Source organism: Pseudomonas fulva, assembly GCF_023517795.1.
Classification (GTDB): domain Bacteria; phylum Pseudomonadota; class Gammaproteobacteria; order Pseudomonadales; family Pseudomonadaceae; genus Aquipseudomonas; species Aquipseudomonas fulva_D.
In genome coordinates, this window is the sequence record NZ_CP082928.1 from 4,678,080 (window position 1) to 4,693,855 (window position 15,776).

The 15,776-nt window shown below is 59.6% G+C and carries 15 protein-coding genes; 8 read left to right on the forward strand and 7 right to left on the reverse strand.

The window, feature by feature from the left end:
* Positions 1-2: 2 nt before the first annotated feature.
* The 8 genes from K8U54_RS21585 (at position 3) to K8U54_RS21620 (ending at position 7,541) form a co-directional block, all read left to right on the forward strand.
* Complete coding sequence (locus K8U54_RS21585) at positions 3-2,381, forward strand: efflux RND transporter permease subunit (RefSeq protein ID WP_249907726.1); 2,379 nt, start codon at positions 3-5, stop codon at positions 2,379-2,381.
* A 267-nt stretch (positions 2,382-2,648) separates the two neighbouring features.
* Positions 2,649-3,083 (forward strand): hypothetical protein, encoded by a 435-nt coding sequence (locus K8U54_RS21590; protein ID WP_249907727.1) that lies wholly within the window; start codon positions 2,649-2,651, stop codon positions 3,081-3,083.
* Between the two features lies 1 nt (position 3,084).
* Complete coding sequence (locus K8U54_RS21595; protein ID WP_249907728.1) at positions 3,085-3,444, forward strand: hypothetical protein; 360 nt, start codon at positions 3,085-3,087, stop codon at positions 3,442-3,444.
* 186 nt (positions 3,445-3,630) lie between these two features.
* Positions 3,631-4,515, forward strand: coding sequence for a hypothetical protein (locus K8U54_RS21600; protein ID WP_249907729.1), 885 nt, complete (start codon positions 3,631-3,633; stop codon positions 4,513-4,515).
* A 717-nt stretch (positions 4,516-5,232) separates the two neighbouring features.
* Positions 5,233-5,853 (forward strand): hypothetical protein, encoded by a 621-nt coding sequence (locus K8U54_RS21605; RefSeq protein WP_249907730.1) that lies wholly within the window; start codon positions 5,233-5,235, stop codon positions 5,851-5,853.
* Between the two features lie 84 nt (positions 5,854-5,937).
* On the forward strand, positions 5,938-6,366 hold the full coding sequence (locus tag K8U54_RS21610) for a hypothetical protein (protein ID WP_249907731.1): 429 nt from the start codon (positions 5,938-5,940) through the stop codon (positions 6,364-6,366).
* 127 nt (positions 6,367-6,493) lie between these two features.
* Positions 6,494-6,802: a hypothetical protein gene (locus tag K8U54_RS21615; protein ID WP_249907732.1), complete on the forward strand. Its 309-nt coding sequence runs from the start codon at positions 6,494-6,496 to the stop codon at positions 6,800-6,802.
* Between the two features lie 151 nt (positions 6,803-6,953).
* On the forward strand, positions 6,954-7,541 hold the full coding sequence (locus K8U54_RS21620; protein ID WP_249907733.1) for a LysE family translocator: 588 nt from the start codon (positions 6,954-6,956) through the stop codon (positions 7,539-7,541).
* 573 nt (positions 7,542-8,114) lie between these two features.
* Here the strand turns inward: K8U54_RS21620 and K8U54_RS21625 are convergent.
* Genes K8U54_RS21625 through K8U54_RS21655 form a run of 7 tightly spaced genes read right to left on the reverse strand, consistent with a single transcriptional unit; the run spans position 8,115 to position 15,751 of the window.
* Positions 8,115-8,933, reverse strand: a complete 819-nt coding sequence (locus K8U54_RS21625; protein ID WP_249907734.1) for an AraC family transcriptional regulator — start codon at positions 8,931-8,933, stop codon at positions 8,115-8,117.
* 11 nt (positions 8,934-8,944) lie between these two features.
* Positions 8,945-10,585, reverse strand: coding sequence for a BatD family protein (locus K8U54_RS21630; RefSeq protein ID WP_249907735.1), 1,641 nt, complete (start codon positions 10,583-10,585; stop codon positions 8,945-8,947).
* Positions 10,582-12,327, reverse strand: a complete 1,746-nt coding sequence (locus tag K8U54_RS21635) for a VWA domain-containing protein (protein WP_249907736.1) — start codon at positions 12,325-12,327, stop codon at positions 10,582-10,584. The genes K8U54_RS21630 and K8U54_RS21635 overlap by 4 nt, the downstream gene beginning before the upstream one ends.
* Positions 12,324-13,355 carry a vWA domain-containing protein gene (locus K8U54_RS21640; RefSeq protein ID WP_249907737.1) on the reverse strand — a complete coding sequence of 344 codons (1,032 nt, stop codon included), beginning with the start codon at positions 13,353-13,355 and terminating at the stop codon, positions 12,324-12,326. Before K8U54_RS21640 ends, K8U54_RS21635 begins: the two co-directional genes overlap by 4 nt.
* Positions 13,348-13,842: a DUF4381 domain-containing protein gene (locus tag K8U54_RS21645; protein WP_249907738.1), complete on the reverse strand. Its 495-nt coding sequence runs from the start codon at positions 13,840-13,842 to the stop codon at positions 13,348-13,350. The genes K8U54_RS21640 and K8U54_RS21645 overlap by 8 nt, the downstream gene beginning before the upstream one ends.
* A complete protein-coding gene (locus tag K8U54_RS21650) occupies positions 13,839-14,792 on the reverse strand; it encodes a DUF58 domain-containing protein (RefSeq protein WP_249907739.1) in 954 nt (317 codons plus the stop codon). The genes K8U54_RS21645 and K8U54_RS21650 overlap by 4 nt, the downstream gene beginning before the upstream one ends.
* The gene (locus K8U54_RS21655) at positions 14,792-15,751 is read right to left on the reverse strand and encodes an AAA family ATPase (protein WP_013790950.1); all 960 of its coding nucleotides are present in this window, start codon (positions 15,749-15,751) and stop codon (positions 14,792-14,794) included. Before K8U54_RS21655 ends, K8U54_RS21650 begins: the two co-directional genes overlap by 1 nt.
* Positions 15,752-15,776: the final 25 nt, after the last annotated feature.

Consider the following 15,776-nt stretch of genomic DNA (forward strand, 5'->3'; position numbering starts at 1 on the left):
CGATGAGTAACCTTGATCAAGACAAGGCCAGCCTGCTGGAGCGCCTGATCTTCAACAACCGCCCGGCGGTGATCCTGATCTGCCTGCTGGTCAGTGTCTTCCTGTTCTTCCAGGCCACCCAGGTGCGCCCCTCGACCAGCTTCGAGAAGATGATTCCGCTGAGCCATCCGTTCATCCAGAACATGATGGAGCACCGCAACGACCTGGCGAACCTCGGCAATACCGTGCGTATTGCCGTGGAGGCCAAGGATGGCGACATCTTCAGCCAGTCCTACATGGAAACCCTGCGGCAGATCCACGACGAGGTGTTCTACATCCCCGGCGTCGACCGCTCGGGGCTCAAGTCGCTGTGGAGCCCCAGCGTGCGCTGGACCGAGGTGACCGAGGAAGGCTTCGCCGGCGGCGAGGTGATCCCCCAAACCTACGACGGCAGCGCGCAGAGCCTCGAAGAGCTGCGCGGCAACGTGCTCAAGTCCGGGCAGATCGGCCGTCTGGTGGCCAACAACTTCAAGTCCAGCATCATCGACGTGCCGCTGCTCGAGTCCTACCCGGACCCCGAAGACCAGGGCCGCCTGATCAAGCTCGACTACCAGCAGTTCTCCCACCAGCTCGAAGAGAAGATCCGCAACAAGTACCAGGCGCAGAACCCGGACGTGCAGATCCACATCATTGGCTTTGCCAAGAAGGTCGGTGACCTGATCGATGGCCTGGTGATGGTCGCGCTGTTCTTCGGTGTGGCGCTGCTGATCACCTTCGTACTGCTTTACTGGTTCACCTGGTGCATCCGCAGCACCATCGCCGTGCTGATCACCACCCTGGTGGCGGTGGGCTGGCAGCTGGGCCTGATGCACACGGTGGGCTTCGGGCTCGACCCCTACTCGATGCTGGTGCCGTTCCTGATCTTCGCCATCGGCATTTCCCATGGCGTGCAGAAGATCAACGGCATCGCCCTGCAATCCGGCGGCTGCGACAACTCGCTGACCGCCGCGCGGCTGACCTTCCGCCAGCTGTTCCTGCCGGGGATGATCGCCATCCTCGCCGATGCCGTGGGCTTCATCACCCTGTTGCTGATCGATATCGGGGTGATCCGCGAGCTGGCCATCGGCGCCTCCATCGGCGTGGCGGTCATCGTGTTCACCAACCTGATCCTGCTGCCGGTGGCGATTTCCTATATCGGCATCAGCCGCAAGGCGGTGGAGCGCAGCAAGCGCGATGCGGTCAGCGAGCATCCGTTTTGGCGCCGGCTGTCGAACTTCGCCAGCGCCAAGGTCGCGCCGATTTCCGTGACCCTGGCGCTGGTCGCCGCGGTCGGCGGCTTCTGGTACCAGCAGCAGAACCTGCAGGTCGGCGACCTCGACCAAGGCGCGCCGGAGCTGCGCCCGGATTCGCGCTACAACCTGGATAACGACTTCGTGATCCGCAACTACTCGACCAGCTCCGACGTGCTGGTGGTGATGGTCAAGACCGCGCCCGAAGGCTGCTCGACCTACGAGGCCATGGCCGCCATGGACGAGCTGATGTGGACCATGGACAACACCCCCGGCGTGCAGTCGGCGATCTCCATGGTCAGCGTGTCACGCCAGGTGATCAAGGGCATGAACGAGGGCAACCTGAAATGGGAAACCCTGTCGCGCAACCCCGACGTGCTCAACAACTCCATCGCCCGTGCCGACGGCCTGTACAACGCCGACTGCTCGGTGGCGCCGGTGCTGGTGTTCCTCGAAGACCACAAGGCCGAAACGCTCAAGCGTGCGGTGAAAGCGGTCGAGGGCTTCGTTGCCGAGCACCAGTCCGACAACGTCGAGTTTCTGCTGGCCGCCGGTAACGCCGGTATCGAAGCGGCCACCAACGAAGTGATCAGCACCTCGGAGCTGCTGATCCTGATCCTGGTGTACCTGTGCGTCGGCGCGATGTGCATGATCACCTTCCGCTCCTTCGCCGCGACCATCTGCATCGTGCTGCCGCTGATCCTCACCTCGATCCTCGGCAATGCCCTGATGGCCTTCCTCGGCATCGGTGTGAAGGTCGCGACCCTGCCGGTGATCGCCCTGGGCGTGGGCATCGGCGTGGACTACGGCATCTATATCTACAGCCGCCTGGAAACCTTCCTGCGCGCCGGCCTGCCGCTGCAGGAAGCCTACTACCAGACCCTGCGCTCGACCGGTAAAGCTGTGCTGTTCACCGGCCTGTGCCTGGCCATCGGCGTGGCGACCTGGATGTTCTCGGCGATCAAGTTCCAGGCCGACATGGGCCTGATGCTGACCTTCATGTTCATCGTCAACATGTTCGGCGCACTGTGGCTGCTACCGGCCCTGGCCCATTACCTGATCAAGCCCGAGAAGCTGGCGGGTAAAAAGGGTGGTTCGCTGCTGGCGCACTAAAGGGTTGGCTCTGCAAAGGCGCGACCTCTACGGCATTTGCATGCTGTAGAGGTCGTTTTGCTAATGCAGGATAGGGCTGGTTTTTATAGGGCATTGCTGGCCGTGAAAATGCGGAAGTCAGGCGAATGCAGATGGTGTGTTGCTGCAGGTCGGTAAGCTCTTGATTGTTATGGGTTTTGATTTTTGCGGATACTAGCGGGCGCGCTTATACAGAACGCTTATTATCGCGTTAACGCAGAATTAACGTTAGATTAAAAAAGGAGCGGTGTGGCATTGACCAGTTATTTACCACAGTGGATCACAGATTTAGCCTCAATTCTTACTATAATTGGTTTTGTTATTACTCTGCTTCTTCTTCGTGAGGCGAAGGAGATTCGTAAGTCTTTTATTAGAAAAGCAAGAATTCCTGAAATTGTTACTGACCTAGAAAGAATCTCTAAAGAATTAATAACTCATTTGCAAAATAGCCAAGATGGTATTAGGGCTGCTCATGAAAGTGTGCATAGAGCTCTTGGTTTGCTTGAAAGCATAGAATCTAAACTGTCTGAATCGGATAAGACGAAAGTTAACGCTTTTATCAGCGATACAAGAAAGGCAGTTGGTGGCGCTATTAATGAAGATGGTTATTGGGCTATATATTCCAATCTTAGTGCAATAACCACTTACCTGCAGCAATTAGCCAAAGATGTGCGGTGGAACTAATATGAATCTTACCAATGAAAAAGAGCAGCTAATCACCCAGCTTATACGAGAAACCTTGTCAAGCTCTATTGTCTGGAAGGTTCAGCAGCCTCCATATTCTTTAAGATCAGCCACTGAAAATTTCGTACCGCTTTATCTCCAATGCCAATATAGAGGCCGGGCTATTGGACTATATGAACTTAGGCAAAAATATTTTACTGATGAAGATTCATATTTCTGGACAGAAACATTAGGTATCTGCATTGTTCAAGATGATGAGTATGTTGTTTGGCAAATAGAGGAATATTCGCCATCTTTAAAAGAGTTATTTCAAATGGCAAGACACCAAGCTGCTGGAATACGTAATATTCTTGGTCTCTAATCTAATAATGCGTTGCAATACGCGCCTGCTGCGCTCGATAGTTTGTAATTCGCATCTTTGCAGTTTTACTACGTAAAGTTATTCCGCAAGCTCAAAATTTACAAGCTGTGGTTGGTCTTAGCGTATGTGGCAGCAGATATTTCTATATGGTAATTTCAAAATTATTGAGGCGTTAAAGATAGTTGTATGAAAACAAAATTTTTTGTGGTAGTGGCAATGGTTTTATTTTTGGTGCCATCTGCTGCAATGCTAATAAATGACTACCTTAGTATTTCATATATAAGAGATAATATTGATATATTGAAAGCTGTTCAAAAATACGAGTTTGCTGTTCTTGTAGGAGTGCTTGGACTTGTTTGGATAATTGCATTGTATAAGTATAGAAAGTACTCCGAGTTCAACTTGCATGATTTAGCCGGTATTTTTGGGGTGTTTTTGTCCGCGGTTTCATTGTCAGCTATTACCTTTTATCAAGAACAGATATTTGTTTTTTCATTTGCTTTGTCGGGCGCGCTTTGTGCTTACTGTATCAGTGTTCCAGTATTCAACTGGCTCAAGAAAAGACTGATAGAATCCCAGTTCGAGTTTGCATTCCTGTCTATTGTTTTTGGTGCGGTATTAGTCTATGTCTTAGATGGTTATTCTGGTGTTGCGATAAATCAAGTGTTTGGTGTAAATGAAAGGTATTTTAGTTCTGCAAAACCAGTTGCAATGCTCTTGCTTCTGTCTCCTTGGTTGGCCTTGATTACCCTTGTGATAATTTTATATGAGGCAATAAGTCAAAAGGGTTCGACTGGGATAGATACGTTTTACTCTATAAATAAGTTGTCTGCATGTTATGTGATTTTAATACTGTCAATGGCTTTTGGCAGTCGAGCGGGAGCAACTTTAGAACTGGTTGCTGGCAAGTTCGATTTTGACTCAGTATCCCCATGCCTGGTAGATGTATCCGTGGTTGGGGTCATAGTATTAGACCCCGCGCACACAAAGGTTTTAGTTAAATCTGAAACGAAGAATGATATTAGGTACAGGATTATGGATTGTATTCCTAAGAATATGAGTGCCCGCTGAATGGGTTTGTAATACATAATAAAGCGTATATGGGATCTCCCCACAAGTAGTGAGCAAAGTCTTGCTTTTGCATCTGTCGTCAACGCGGTTGCATTCGTATATTCGGTTTGTTGTGGACGTTCATATCTTGGCTATTCTGTAGTTCGCATGGCAGGGGCCAAGCGTCCAATCGACCATGGGGATCATCATAGCTATCGGCATTGTTCCGCTACAGGGCTCGCCTGTTCCGACAGTTTGGGTGAAAGGGGACAGATCTATTTATGGCACTGTGCTGTTGGTCTAAAATAAATCTGTCCCCTTTTCTCTCTTTTCTGCTGTCCCTTTTCTGCTTCTTGAAATACAGAGGAAAGAGTACATGCACAATCCCAAGGGTTTCTCACAAGAAAGACTACGAGAGCTCGGCGAAAGTCTTGAGAGTCACACATGGGGGAACCGCTGCGAAGTTGAAATAAGCGACATATGCATGTGCACTAATTGCTACAGACGCTTTCCACCATCGGACATCAAGTATTGGCAAGATGGGGTATCGGCTGTTTGTCCTAATCCGGAGTGCTGCTTTGGCGGCTCCGTTATTGGTTCAGCTTCCGGGCTCAACTTTGAAGACTATGACTACTCGAAAGCAGATACCTAACTAGTGGTTCAAGCCGTTCGCTTCGCTCACTGAGGCGGGCTATAGCCCGCCCCTTGGCCAAACGTTATATACCATGGAGACACCGAGTGGAGCCGCTATTCCTAACTGGCAACAGAACCCCACTGTACCCACAAACAGCAAGAAGAGTAGAGCTTCTCGACAATGCCATTTTTGAAAGAATCCAAAAATGGCGAATGTTCCCTTCGTTATGGGAGCTAGAAACAGAAGATTTCTATGGCAAAAAAATATCCTATAGAGGCATAAAATACTCCGGCTCCCCTGAAATGGTGTTCTGGGGCTACTTCCAGCCATTTTTTAACCATGAAATACCAAAGGTGCTTTCCGAAATAGAGAAAAATTGTGCTAATAAAGATCTTCCTCCTGAAGAGTTTTTAGCAGAAGCTGCTGATCTTCTAAAAATTATGGTTAGTCGCCTGTGGAAAGAAATTGCAGTAACACACCAAGTTCTAAAAGGGAACGGGTACCCTAAGGATGAAGACTTGCGTGACATGTCGGATACAATCAGCGCGGCTAAAGAAAAAATTGACTCTGAGGTAGCAGTTCTACTCCTTCGAGGTACGCCGGCATATCGAGAGGTCCGCTCATCTCCAGATGATATGCTGGAAGTAAAACCTAATTTCATGGGCATCGGCATTAATTTTAATGCGGTAGCTCGCTGGGCAAGACGTAAGTGGAAAGGTATATAAAATTGGTTCAATTCGCTCGCTCGGGATCGACTAAAATCCGAATCTTGTCAAAAGATTAAAATAAGCCAAATAGTAGAGTAAAAAATGATAGATAAAATACTGAGATTCATTGCGCCTTTTTTAGCGTCGCATTTACACCAGGATTCAGTGTCTATTCATGGCGCATTAAAGGGAATGTCTTATGGACAGGCTGCTATTGCGGTTACGGTTTTTATAAATGACACCGTCAATCAAAGCTATTTTATGGCAGCTTTCACATTCATATTTCCAATCTTCATTGCTTTGGGGGCGGTTTTTGGGGTAATGGCCCAGCAAGAGAATAAAAACGGTAACCTTCTTGTCGTAGCAACCTTTATATTTTTGCTCATTACCACTCTCCACTCAATCGCATTGTTCGTCTTTTTCTTTAGCTTCAACGCGTTTGCAGGCTTGGCATTCCTTCTTAGCTTTATTGCTATTTTTAATATTTTTGGTTTCGCCGCAAAAATCCACGGCGACCTATCAAAAGACTGAGGTAGTGCGGAGTGGCTCTAACGAAAAAAGGGCAGGTTTTTATGATGCAGAGCCAGCAGGGCGTTAGAGTCATATGATTAGGCTTGTGTCCACAACTATGCCTCAGCCACATCCAGAGTTACTCTGGATGCCAACTCCCGCCTACACAATAGAGGCAATAGAAGTCGAATTAGCTTTATTTGAAGATGGTCATGTTGAGTTATTAGTGATCCAGCTCAAGAATAGAGAACCTAATCTAATTGCTCGCGACATATGGTGCCGCACGCTGGAAGACCTAATACATGAAACCAGCGTCTGCCACGGCGTGCCAGTGGACGCCTGGCATCTTGAGCCAACTTTTGAAGCTGGAGGAATAATTGAGCTGCTCCCTGCTCTGGTTGAGGATCGCTCTCCGACACACGTGCCATTTATTAAATCAGCCATTGCGTCACTCTAAACTCCACGCTCACCCATCGGAGTGATCGGCAAACGAAAAACCGCAGCCTGGCCGCGGTTTTTCATTTCATAGCAGGCCAATTTTCTTCAATACGCCCGCATTGGCGCTGCGTAACGTGCCTCACTCGATCAGTATTGAGGTAGGCGTGGTGATGAGTTTGTATCTGTCCATGGCGGCGTTCGCGCTGGCCGCTTCCATTTCTCCTGGGCCGGTTAATCTGGTGTCGCTGAGTGCGAGTGCCCGATATGGCCTGCGGGTGGCCATGGGGCATGTCGCTGGGGCGACCGTGGGCTTTACGTTGTTGCTGGTATTGATCGGCTTGGGGTTGCATCAGTTGCTGGTGCTGCTGCCCTGGCTGACGGCGGCGATCCAGTGGGCTGGCGTGGCCTTTCTGCTTTACCTGGCCTGGCGCTTGGCGATCGATAACGGCGTGTTGCACAGCGCTGAAGGCGGGGCGGTTGCGTCTTTTATTGGCGGTGCGCTGATGCAATGGCTTAACCCCAAGGCTTGGCTGGCAGCGATTGCCGGCATGGGGGCCTTCGCGGCTGATGGCGATATCGGGTTGGTGGTGCAGTTCGCGGCAATCTATTGTGTGGTCTGTTATCTGTCGTTGGCCTGCTGGGCTATCGCCGGTACGTGTTTGCAGCCTTATCTGCAGGCGCCGCAGCGGGTGCGGGTGTTTAATCGGGTGTTGGCGGGGTTGCTGGTGGCCAGTGCGGGGTATCTGGTGCTGGGGTAAGCCCGTTAGAGCCTCGTCACGATCTTTATGCTCATGAAGCTGCAACTACAAGGCGGAAACGGACTTTCACCCGTGGTAGAGGCTTTAGCCTCGAGTTTTTATTAAGGCAAACAAAGAACTCGGGGCTAAAGCCCCTCCCACGAGATCGCGAACAGCACGGTAGGGCGTACTCGCGAAGCAGTACGCCGTTGTGGCGGTGTCAGGATCGGCATGAATTGGCGGACTGTTCGCTTCGCTCCTGAGTCCGCCCTACGAGCTGAGCGCGCAAACAACTCGGTAATGCTGGCGAACTCATTGTGGGAGCGGGCGGGGACGCCCAGTTCATGCCTATGATTTTTTCGCGGGCATGGCCCGCTCCCACAGTTGGTAGCGCGTGAGTCCGCTCCCGCCATTCAGCTGCCACAATCGGCGAGCCTGGGTTGAAAGATTATGAGCAGGTTCTTGGAGCGCCACAGAACCGTAGCCCGTGGTTGAGCGCAGCGATAGCCAGGGCACATTCGCGCGAGTGATTCCTGGGTATCGCTGCGCTCAACGCCAGGCTACCGGCTTGGGGCAGGCTACGGGTGGTTGTCGCTAGCCGCGGTATTGGCCGGGCGTGGCGGCGAGGAGCTGTTTGAAGGTGCGTTGGAAGTGCGCCTGGTCGGCGAAGCCGGCTTCCTGGGCGACTTCGGCCAGGGCCGCGCCGCTTTTCAGGCGGGCGTGGGCGAACTGGATGCGGCGGTTGAGCAGGTAGGCGTGGGGCGTCAGGCCGTAGCGTTGTTTGAAGCCGCGAATCAGTTGTGAGGGCGAGAGCTGCGCTGCCTCGCATAGGGTGTCGAGGCGTAGCGGCTCACCGCAGTGCTGCTGGATCAGCTCGGCGGCCAGTTCCAGGCGCGGGTTCAGGCTGTCGTCACGCTCGCCTTCGAGTGCCAGCCGCTGCAGCGCCAGGCTGAAGAAGGTCTCGGCTTCGGCACGCTTGTCGGCGGTGTCGAGCAAGGGATCGAGCAGGCTGAGACGCAATGCCAGCAGGCCCTGATACAGCTCAGCATCGTCGCTGGCGATGGAGGCGAAGCGCTGGAACGTGGGTGTGTCGGTAAAGTTTTGGGCGTGCTGCAGCTCGCCCAGCCACTGCGGGTCGATGTAGCACATCAGATACGACCAGGGCTCGCCGTCGATGGGGTTGCAGGCGTGCACGTCGCCGGGGTTCATCAGCACCACCGTGCCCTGGCTCACCTGGCGATCCACCTCGCGGTTGCTGTAGGTGCTTTGGCCGCTGGTGATCGCGCCGATGGAAAAGAATGCATGGCTGTGCCGCCCGTAGCAGACCTGGCGGCCATCCTCGATGGAGCGCAGCTCGATAAAGGGCAGGGCGGCATCGCGCCAAAACTGGGGGCAAGCGGGGCGAGCGTCCATGCGATCTCCGTTCAGCGCGGGTAGAGCGGCGGCAGCTGGCCGCCGTCCTGGCCGTTGTCCTGGGTTTTTTCCGCCGCCGGCAGCTCGCCGATGGCCTGCCACAGCTGTTTGCCTTGCCAGTGCTGGCCGGCTTCGCTGTACAGCGCGCCGTTGAGGCCATCGAGGGCTTCGGACAGCGGCGCGAAGCGGGCGGCCATGTCGGCCAGGGTTTCCGGTTGCTGGCGCGCCCAGGCGTCGAGGGCCTGGCGGGTGGCCTGGCTGTCGTTGGCCAGGCAGGCGCGCTTGAGGTCGTCGAGCAGGGTGCGCGGGCTGGGCCCGATCTGGGCGCTGCGCTGCACCGCCGGCTGGCTGCGCGCGTGCCACCAGAGGCCGAAGCCGAGCAGGGTGGTCAGCGCCAGCAGCACGGTGCTCAGTTGCCAGGGCCACAGCAGCATGTCTACGGCGCTGCTTTCGCGTGGGCGTGTTTCCACGGGCTGGTCGACGCTCAGCGCCGGGTCCGCCGCCACCGTCAGGGTGCGCGCCGGCAGGCTGGTATGTTCCAGGCGATCTTCATGGGTGTTCCACCACACCAGGTCCACGGCGGGCAGCTCCAGGGTGCCGGCCTTGCTGGCGACCAGCGCCTCGCGCTCTTCGCGGCTGCCGATCACTCCGCGTTCGCTGGCCTCGTTATTGAGCTGCGGCTGATCGGGGTAACGGCGCAGGCCTTCCACCTGGGTCGCCGGCAGCGGCGGCAGCTGGGCGCTGGACAGCCCGTCGGCCTTGAGCATCAGGCTGCGGGTCAGGGAGTCCCCCACCTTGACCTGGCCTGGCTCCGGGCTCCAGGCCTCGGCCAGGCTCAGGGCGCGGGCCGGCAGCCAGGGCGCGTCGGCCGGGTAGTCCGCCGGCTTGGCCTTGACCGTCAGGGGAATCTCCGGCGAACGCACGCGGGTGACCTTGCCCGGGCGCGGGCCAAAAGGCGTATAGCCGTTGCGGCTGCTGCGGTCGGCCACGGTCGCGCTGAACACCTGACCGGGGATGGTCAGTTGGCCGCTCTTCTGCGGGAAGATGGCGTAGCGCAGCTCGATCACGCCGTGGCGCACGCCGCCGATGTCCTGCTCGTAGGTACGTGGTTCGCCCAGGGATTCGACCCGCGCGTCGGCGATTTCCAGCGGTGTCAGGCTGCTGTCGTCGTACAGCGATACCGAGTGGTAGATGCGCAGCGTCAGCACGCTCTGCGCCTGCACGTAAACGCTCTCGTGATCCAGGTTGGCATCGATGAACACCGGGGCCATCTGCTCGTCGGCATTCTGGCTGCTGGCCTCGACCACGTGCAGGCTGATGGGCTGGGTCTGGGCGTCGCCCAGGCGCAGTGGCGGCACCACGACATAACCACTGTGTCGCGGGCGGAGGCTGACTATCCAGCGGGTGCTGGCACGGGCCTGGCCATCCAGGGTGGTGAGGCGGTTGACCTGGCGCGTGCCCAGCACGTCGAACAGTTCGTCGAGCGGGGTCAGGTCGGGCTTGCCGAACTCGGTGGCATCCGTCGATTCGAGGGTCAGGTCGAGGCTTTCGCCAAGGTTCAGCCGGCTGCGGTCGACGCTGGCAGTAAATTCCTGCGCGCTGGCCTGCCATGCCAGCAAACAGAAAAGCAGGGTGCAGAGCAGGCGGGTCATCGGGGTTGTTCCTGACGCTGTTGCTGTTCGTACCAGAATTTGCGGCGCAGCAATTCGCCCGGGTCATCGGGAATCTGCCGCAGCCATTGTTCCAGAGCCTGGCGCCGCTCGCCATCGAGCGGCGTATCGGCTTCGGGTGCCTGACCGTCAGGGCGGGCTTGCTGGGTCGCCTCTGCCTTGTCACCGGGTTCGCCAGGCTGGCTCGACTGGGGCTGTTCATCCGCCGGCGGTGACTGCTCCTCGGTGGTCGCTGGCTGCCCCTGGCCTCTCTTTTCGTCATCGCCGGAAGCCGAGGATTGGCCGGGCGGTTGCTGTTCGTCAGGCTCGCCGTCTTGCTGCTGGTCGTCGCCGGCGTCCGGCTGCTCCTGTTCTTGTTGCTGGCGCTGGCGCAGCAGCTCCTCGACCAGCGCCTTGTTCTTCGCCGCCTGGTGCAGCTGCGGGTCGATTTCCAGGGCCCGTTCGTAGGCATCGATGGCCGCCTCCAGCTCGTTGCTACGGGCCAGGGCATTGCCGCGGTTGTACAGCGAAGGCGCGCTGTCGTCCTTGGCGAACTGTTCGGCAGCCGCCGCGTAATCGCCTGCTTCATAGAGTGCCAGGCCACGCCAGTGTGGGGCCTCGAAGCGCTCGGCGGCCTCCTTGGGGCGCCCGGCGTCGAGCAGGCGCTGGCCCTGCTGGTCGGCACGCCACCAGAGGTCGTCGAAGGTCATGGCCATGCTGGTTTGCGGGTTGCCGAGCAACAGCAGTGGCAGGCACAGCAGCCAGCCACGGCGGCCGGCGCAGGCGGCCAGCAGCAACAGCGGCAGCAGCAGCCAGTAGCCCTGGTCGGCCCAACTGCGCAGTTGCGTCTTGTGGCCGTTGTCACGCAGCTGCGAAGGGCCGTCGAGCAGGCCAAGGCTGCGCAGGTCACGTTCGTCGAGGCTGATGCTGCGGTACTGGCCGCGGACGCTCGCCGCGAACTGCCGCAAGCCGGCCACATCCAGGCGCGGCATGAGGATGGCGCCTTGCTCGTCCTTCATGAAGGTGCCGTCTTCCTGCACGATCGGCGCGCCTTGGCTGCTGCCTACGCCGAGGATGCGCAGGCGCTCGCCGCGACTGCCGAGCAGCCTGGCGATGGCGCTGCGTTCGCCGTCGTCCAGGCTGCTGGTGATCAGCAGCAGGCGCCCCTGGCCCTGGGCGCCGCCCTTGAGCAATTCGAGTGCCTTGGCCACCGCCAGGTCGGCACGTTTTCCAGGCTCGGGCATGATCGACGGCTTGAGTGCTTCGAGCAGGTTGCGGCTGGTGCCCAGGTCATCGGACAGCGGCACCAGGGTGTGGGCACTGCCGGCGTACACCACGATGGCGGTCTGCGCGTCGCCTCGGGCCTGCAGCAGGTCGAGCAGCTTGCGGCGGGCCTGGGCCAGGCGGTTGGGCGAGGCGTCGCTGGCCAGCATCTGCGGCGTCAGCTCGAGCATCACCACCAGCGGGTCGGCCGGTTTGACGTCGTTCTGCTCGATGCGCTGCCAGCTGGGGCCGACCAGCGCCAGGGTGGTCAGCAGCCAGGCCAGGGCGAGAATGATCAGCGGCAAGCGGCTGCGCCGGCCCCGACCGCCGCGCAGCAGCACGGCGTGAAAGGCCGGTGGCAGCAGGCTTTGCCAGCGGCCGCTGCGGGTTTCCCGGTGCGCCAGCAACCACAGCAGCCAGGCCAGCACCGGCAACGCCAGCAGCCACCAGGGGCGCAGCAGGTGGGGCAGCAAATCGCTCATGGCGCCTTGCCCCCCAGGCGCCGGCCGATGTTCACCAACTGCTGGCGCAGCTGGGGCCACAGGCTGCGGACCACCAGCGCCAGGCTCAGCAGCAGGGCGGCGGCCAGCGGCCAGGCGTACAGCGCCTGGGCCGGGCGTGCCAGGGTCGGCTGCTGGGCCACCGGTTCGAGGCGGTCGAGGGTGGTCTCGATGGTCTTCAATTCTTCCTGATCGCGGGCGCGGAAGTACTCGCCGCCGGTGAGGTCGGCGATGGCGCGCAGGCTCGGCTCATCCAGGTCCAGGCTCGGGTTGAGGCCGAAGGCGGCGAAGTTGCCGGCCTGCTGCGGGTCGGCACCGATGCCGATGGTGTAGATGGTCACCCCCTGTTCGGCGGCCAGGCGGGCGGCGGTCATCGGTTCGATCTGCCCGCCGTTGTTGGCGCCATCGGTGATCAGCACCAGCACCCGGCTGTCGGCCGGACGCTGACGCAGGCGCTTGACTGCCAGGCCGATGGCGTCGCCGATCGCGGTGTTCTGCCCGGCGATGCCGATCACCGCTTCGTCGAGCCAGGTGCGTACCGTCTGCCGGTCGAAGGTCAGCGGCGCCTGCAGGTAGGCCTGGCTGCCGAACAGGATCAGCCCGACGCGATCGCCGGTGCGGCCATCGATGAATTCGCCGATCAGCTGCTTGACCAGGGTCAGGCGGCTGACGTCCTCGTCCTCCAGGCGCATGTCGGCGTAATCCATCGAGCCGGACACGTCCACGGCGATCAGCAGGTCGCGCCCGCTGGCCGGCAGTGGCAGGGGCTCGCCGACCCATTCGGGGCGCGCGGCGGCGATCAGCAGCAGCAGCCAGAGCAGGGCGAAGTGCACCTGCTTCTTCCAAGGCGGCAGTTGCAGGCGGGCGCGGCGCCCGGAAAGGGTTTCCAGTTCGCCGAGAAAGCTCACCTGCAGGGCCGCCTCGCCGCTGTCGGCCGCCGGCAGCCACAGGCGCAGCAGCCAGGGCAGCGGTGCGAGCACGAAGAGCCATGGCCAGGCGAACTCAAACATGCTTGCGGATCCAGGTGGCGACCGCCTGGTGCAGGCCGTCGATGGCCTTGTCGTCCAGGTTGCACTGCGGCTTGTAGGCACCCTCGACGAGGATCATCCAGCGCGTCAGCCCGGCGGCCGGGCAGCGGTTGTCGAGAAACGCCAGCCAGGCGCGGCTGCTCAGGGTATGGCTGTGGCTGTCCGGGTAGCGCTCGCGGCACAGGCGCTTGAGCAGGCCGTTGAGCTGCTGCAGCCAGGGGCCGGCGGCGGCGCCGTCGTAGGGTTTGCTGAGGCGCTGCAGTTCCTGCAGGGCCGCTTCGCGCAGCGGATCCAGGGGCTGCTCGAGCAATTGTTTGCGGCGTGGCCTTGGCAGGCGCGGCAGCAGGCGCCAGGCTAGCCAGCCGAGCACCGGCAGCAGCACCGCGAGCAGCCACCAGCCGGGCGCCGGCGGCCACCAGCCGATGGCCGCGGGGGCGATCAGCGGTTCGAGCTGATCCAGCGGGTTCATGCCGATTTACCCGGGCGCAGGTTGTTGAGGTGCTCGTGCAACTGCTCGACCAGCTCCCCCCTGGTGGACAGCGACAGCAGCGGTACGCCGAGCTTGTGCGCCAGGCGCTGCCAGCGGGCGCGGCGCGCCTGGGCCTGCTCCTGATAGCGGTGCTGCAGGGCGGCGTCTTCGGTGTCCAGGTCCAGCTGGGCATCGCCTTCGCCGAAGCGCAGCAGCCCGGAGGCGGGCAGGGCGTGGTCGAGGGGGTCGGAGACCGGTAGCAGCAGCAGGTCGGTGTGCCGGGCCAGCAGCATCAGTTGCTGCTCGCTGCTGTCGCCCAGGGTGCGTTCGTCGCAGAGGATCACCACCAGGCTGCCGGGGCGCAGCACTTCCCGGGCGCGGCGCAGGGCCTGGCCGAAGCTGTCGCGCAGCAGTGGTGTATCGGTGGACAACGCCTGGTTGGCACGGGCCAGGCGGCTGAGCAGTTGCAGGAGGCTCTGCTTGCTGCGCCGCGGCTTGATCTCATGGTGGTCCTGGCCGCCGAACACCAGCCCGCCGATACGGTCGTTGTGGCCCAGGGCGGCCCAGCCGATCAGCCCGGCGGCGCGGGCGGCGAGCACCGACTTGAACATCAGGCCGGAGCCGAAGAACAGCTGGCGGCTCTGCTCGACGAGCAGGTAGATGGGCCGTTCGCGCTCTTCGTGGAACAGCTTGGTATGCGGCTCCTGGGTGCGTGCGGTGACGCGCCAGTCGATGGTGCGCACGTCGTCGCCGGGCTGGTAGACGCGCACCTGGTCGAAGTCCACCCCACGCCCGCGCAGTTTCGAGTGGTGCAGGCCGATCAGCGGGCTGCGCCGGCCCGGCGTGGAAAACAGCTGCACCTCGCGCACCCGGTGGCGCATGTCGATCAGTTGCTTGAGATCGGTACGGATGCCCGCCTGCAGCTCAGGGTTATCCGCCTGCGAAAGCATCAGGCCACCGCGACCACGTCGAGGATGCGCTGAACCACACGGTCCTGGTCGATGCCCGAGGCCTCGGCCTCGAACGACAGGATGATGCGGTGGCGCAGCACGTCGAACAGCACCGCCTGGATGTCTTCGGGGCTGACGAAATCGCGGCCGGCCAGCCAGGCATGGGCCCGTGCGCAGCGGTCCAGGGCGATGGAGCCACGCGGGCTGGAACCGTGGGCGATCCACTCGGCCAGCTCGGCGTCGAACTTGCCGGGCGTGCGTGAGGCCATCACCAGTTGCACCAGGTATTCCTCCACCGCATCGGCCATATAAAGGCCGAGGATTTCCTTGCGGGCGGAGAAGATCGCCTGCTGGCTGAGGCGGTGATCCGGCTTGGTTTCGCCGTGCAGCGCTTCGCCGCGGGCCTGGGCGAGGATCTTGCGTTCCACGCTGGCGTCGGGGAAGCCGATCTTCACGTGCATCAGGAAACGGTCGAGCTGCGCTTCGGGCAGCGGGTAGGTGCCTTCCTGCTCGATGGGGTTCTGGGTGGCCATGACCAGGAACAGCGGCGACAGGTCGTAGGTGCTGCGGCCCACCGACACCTGGCGCTCGGCCATGGCTTCGAGCAGCGCCGACTGCACCTTGGCCGGAGCGCGGTTGATCTCGTCGGCGAGCACCAGGTTATGGAAGATCGGCCCCTGCTGGAACACGAAACTGCCGGTTTCCGGGCGATAGATTTCGGTACCGGTGATGTCGGCGGGCAGCAGGTCGGGGGTGAACTGGATGCGGTGGAACTCGGCCTCGATGCCTTCGGCCAGCTCCTTGATCGCCTTGGTCTTGGCCAGGCCGGGAGCGCCCTCGACCAGCATGTGGCCGTCGGCAAGCAGGGCGATCAGCAAACGATCGATGAGCTTTTCCTGACCGAGGATCTGGCTGGCGAGAAAGTGGCGAAGAGCGAGCAGCGCGTCTCTGTGTTCCATGGGGCTGTCCAGATGCGAATCGCGA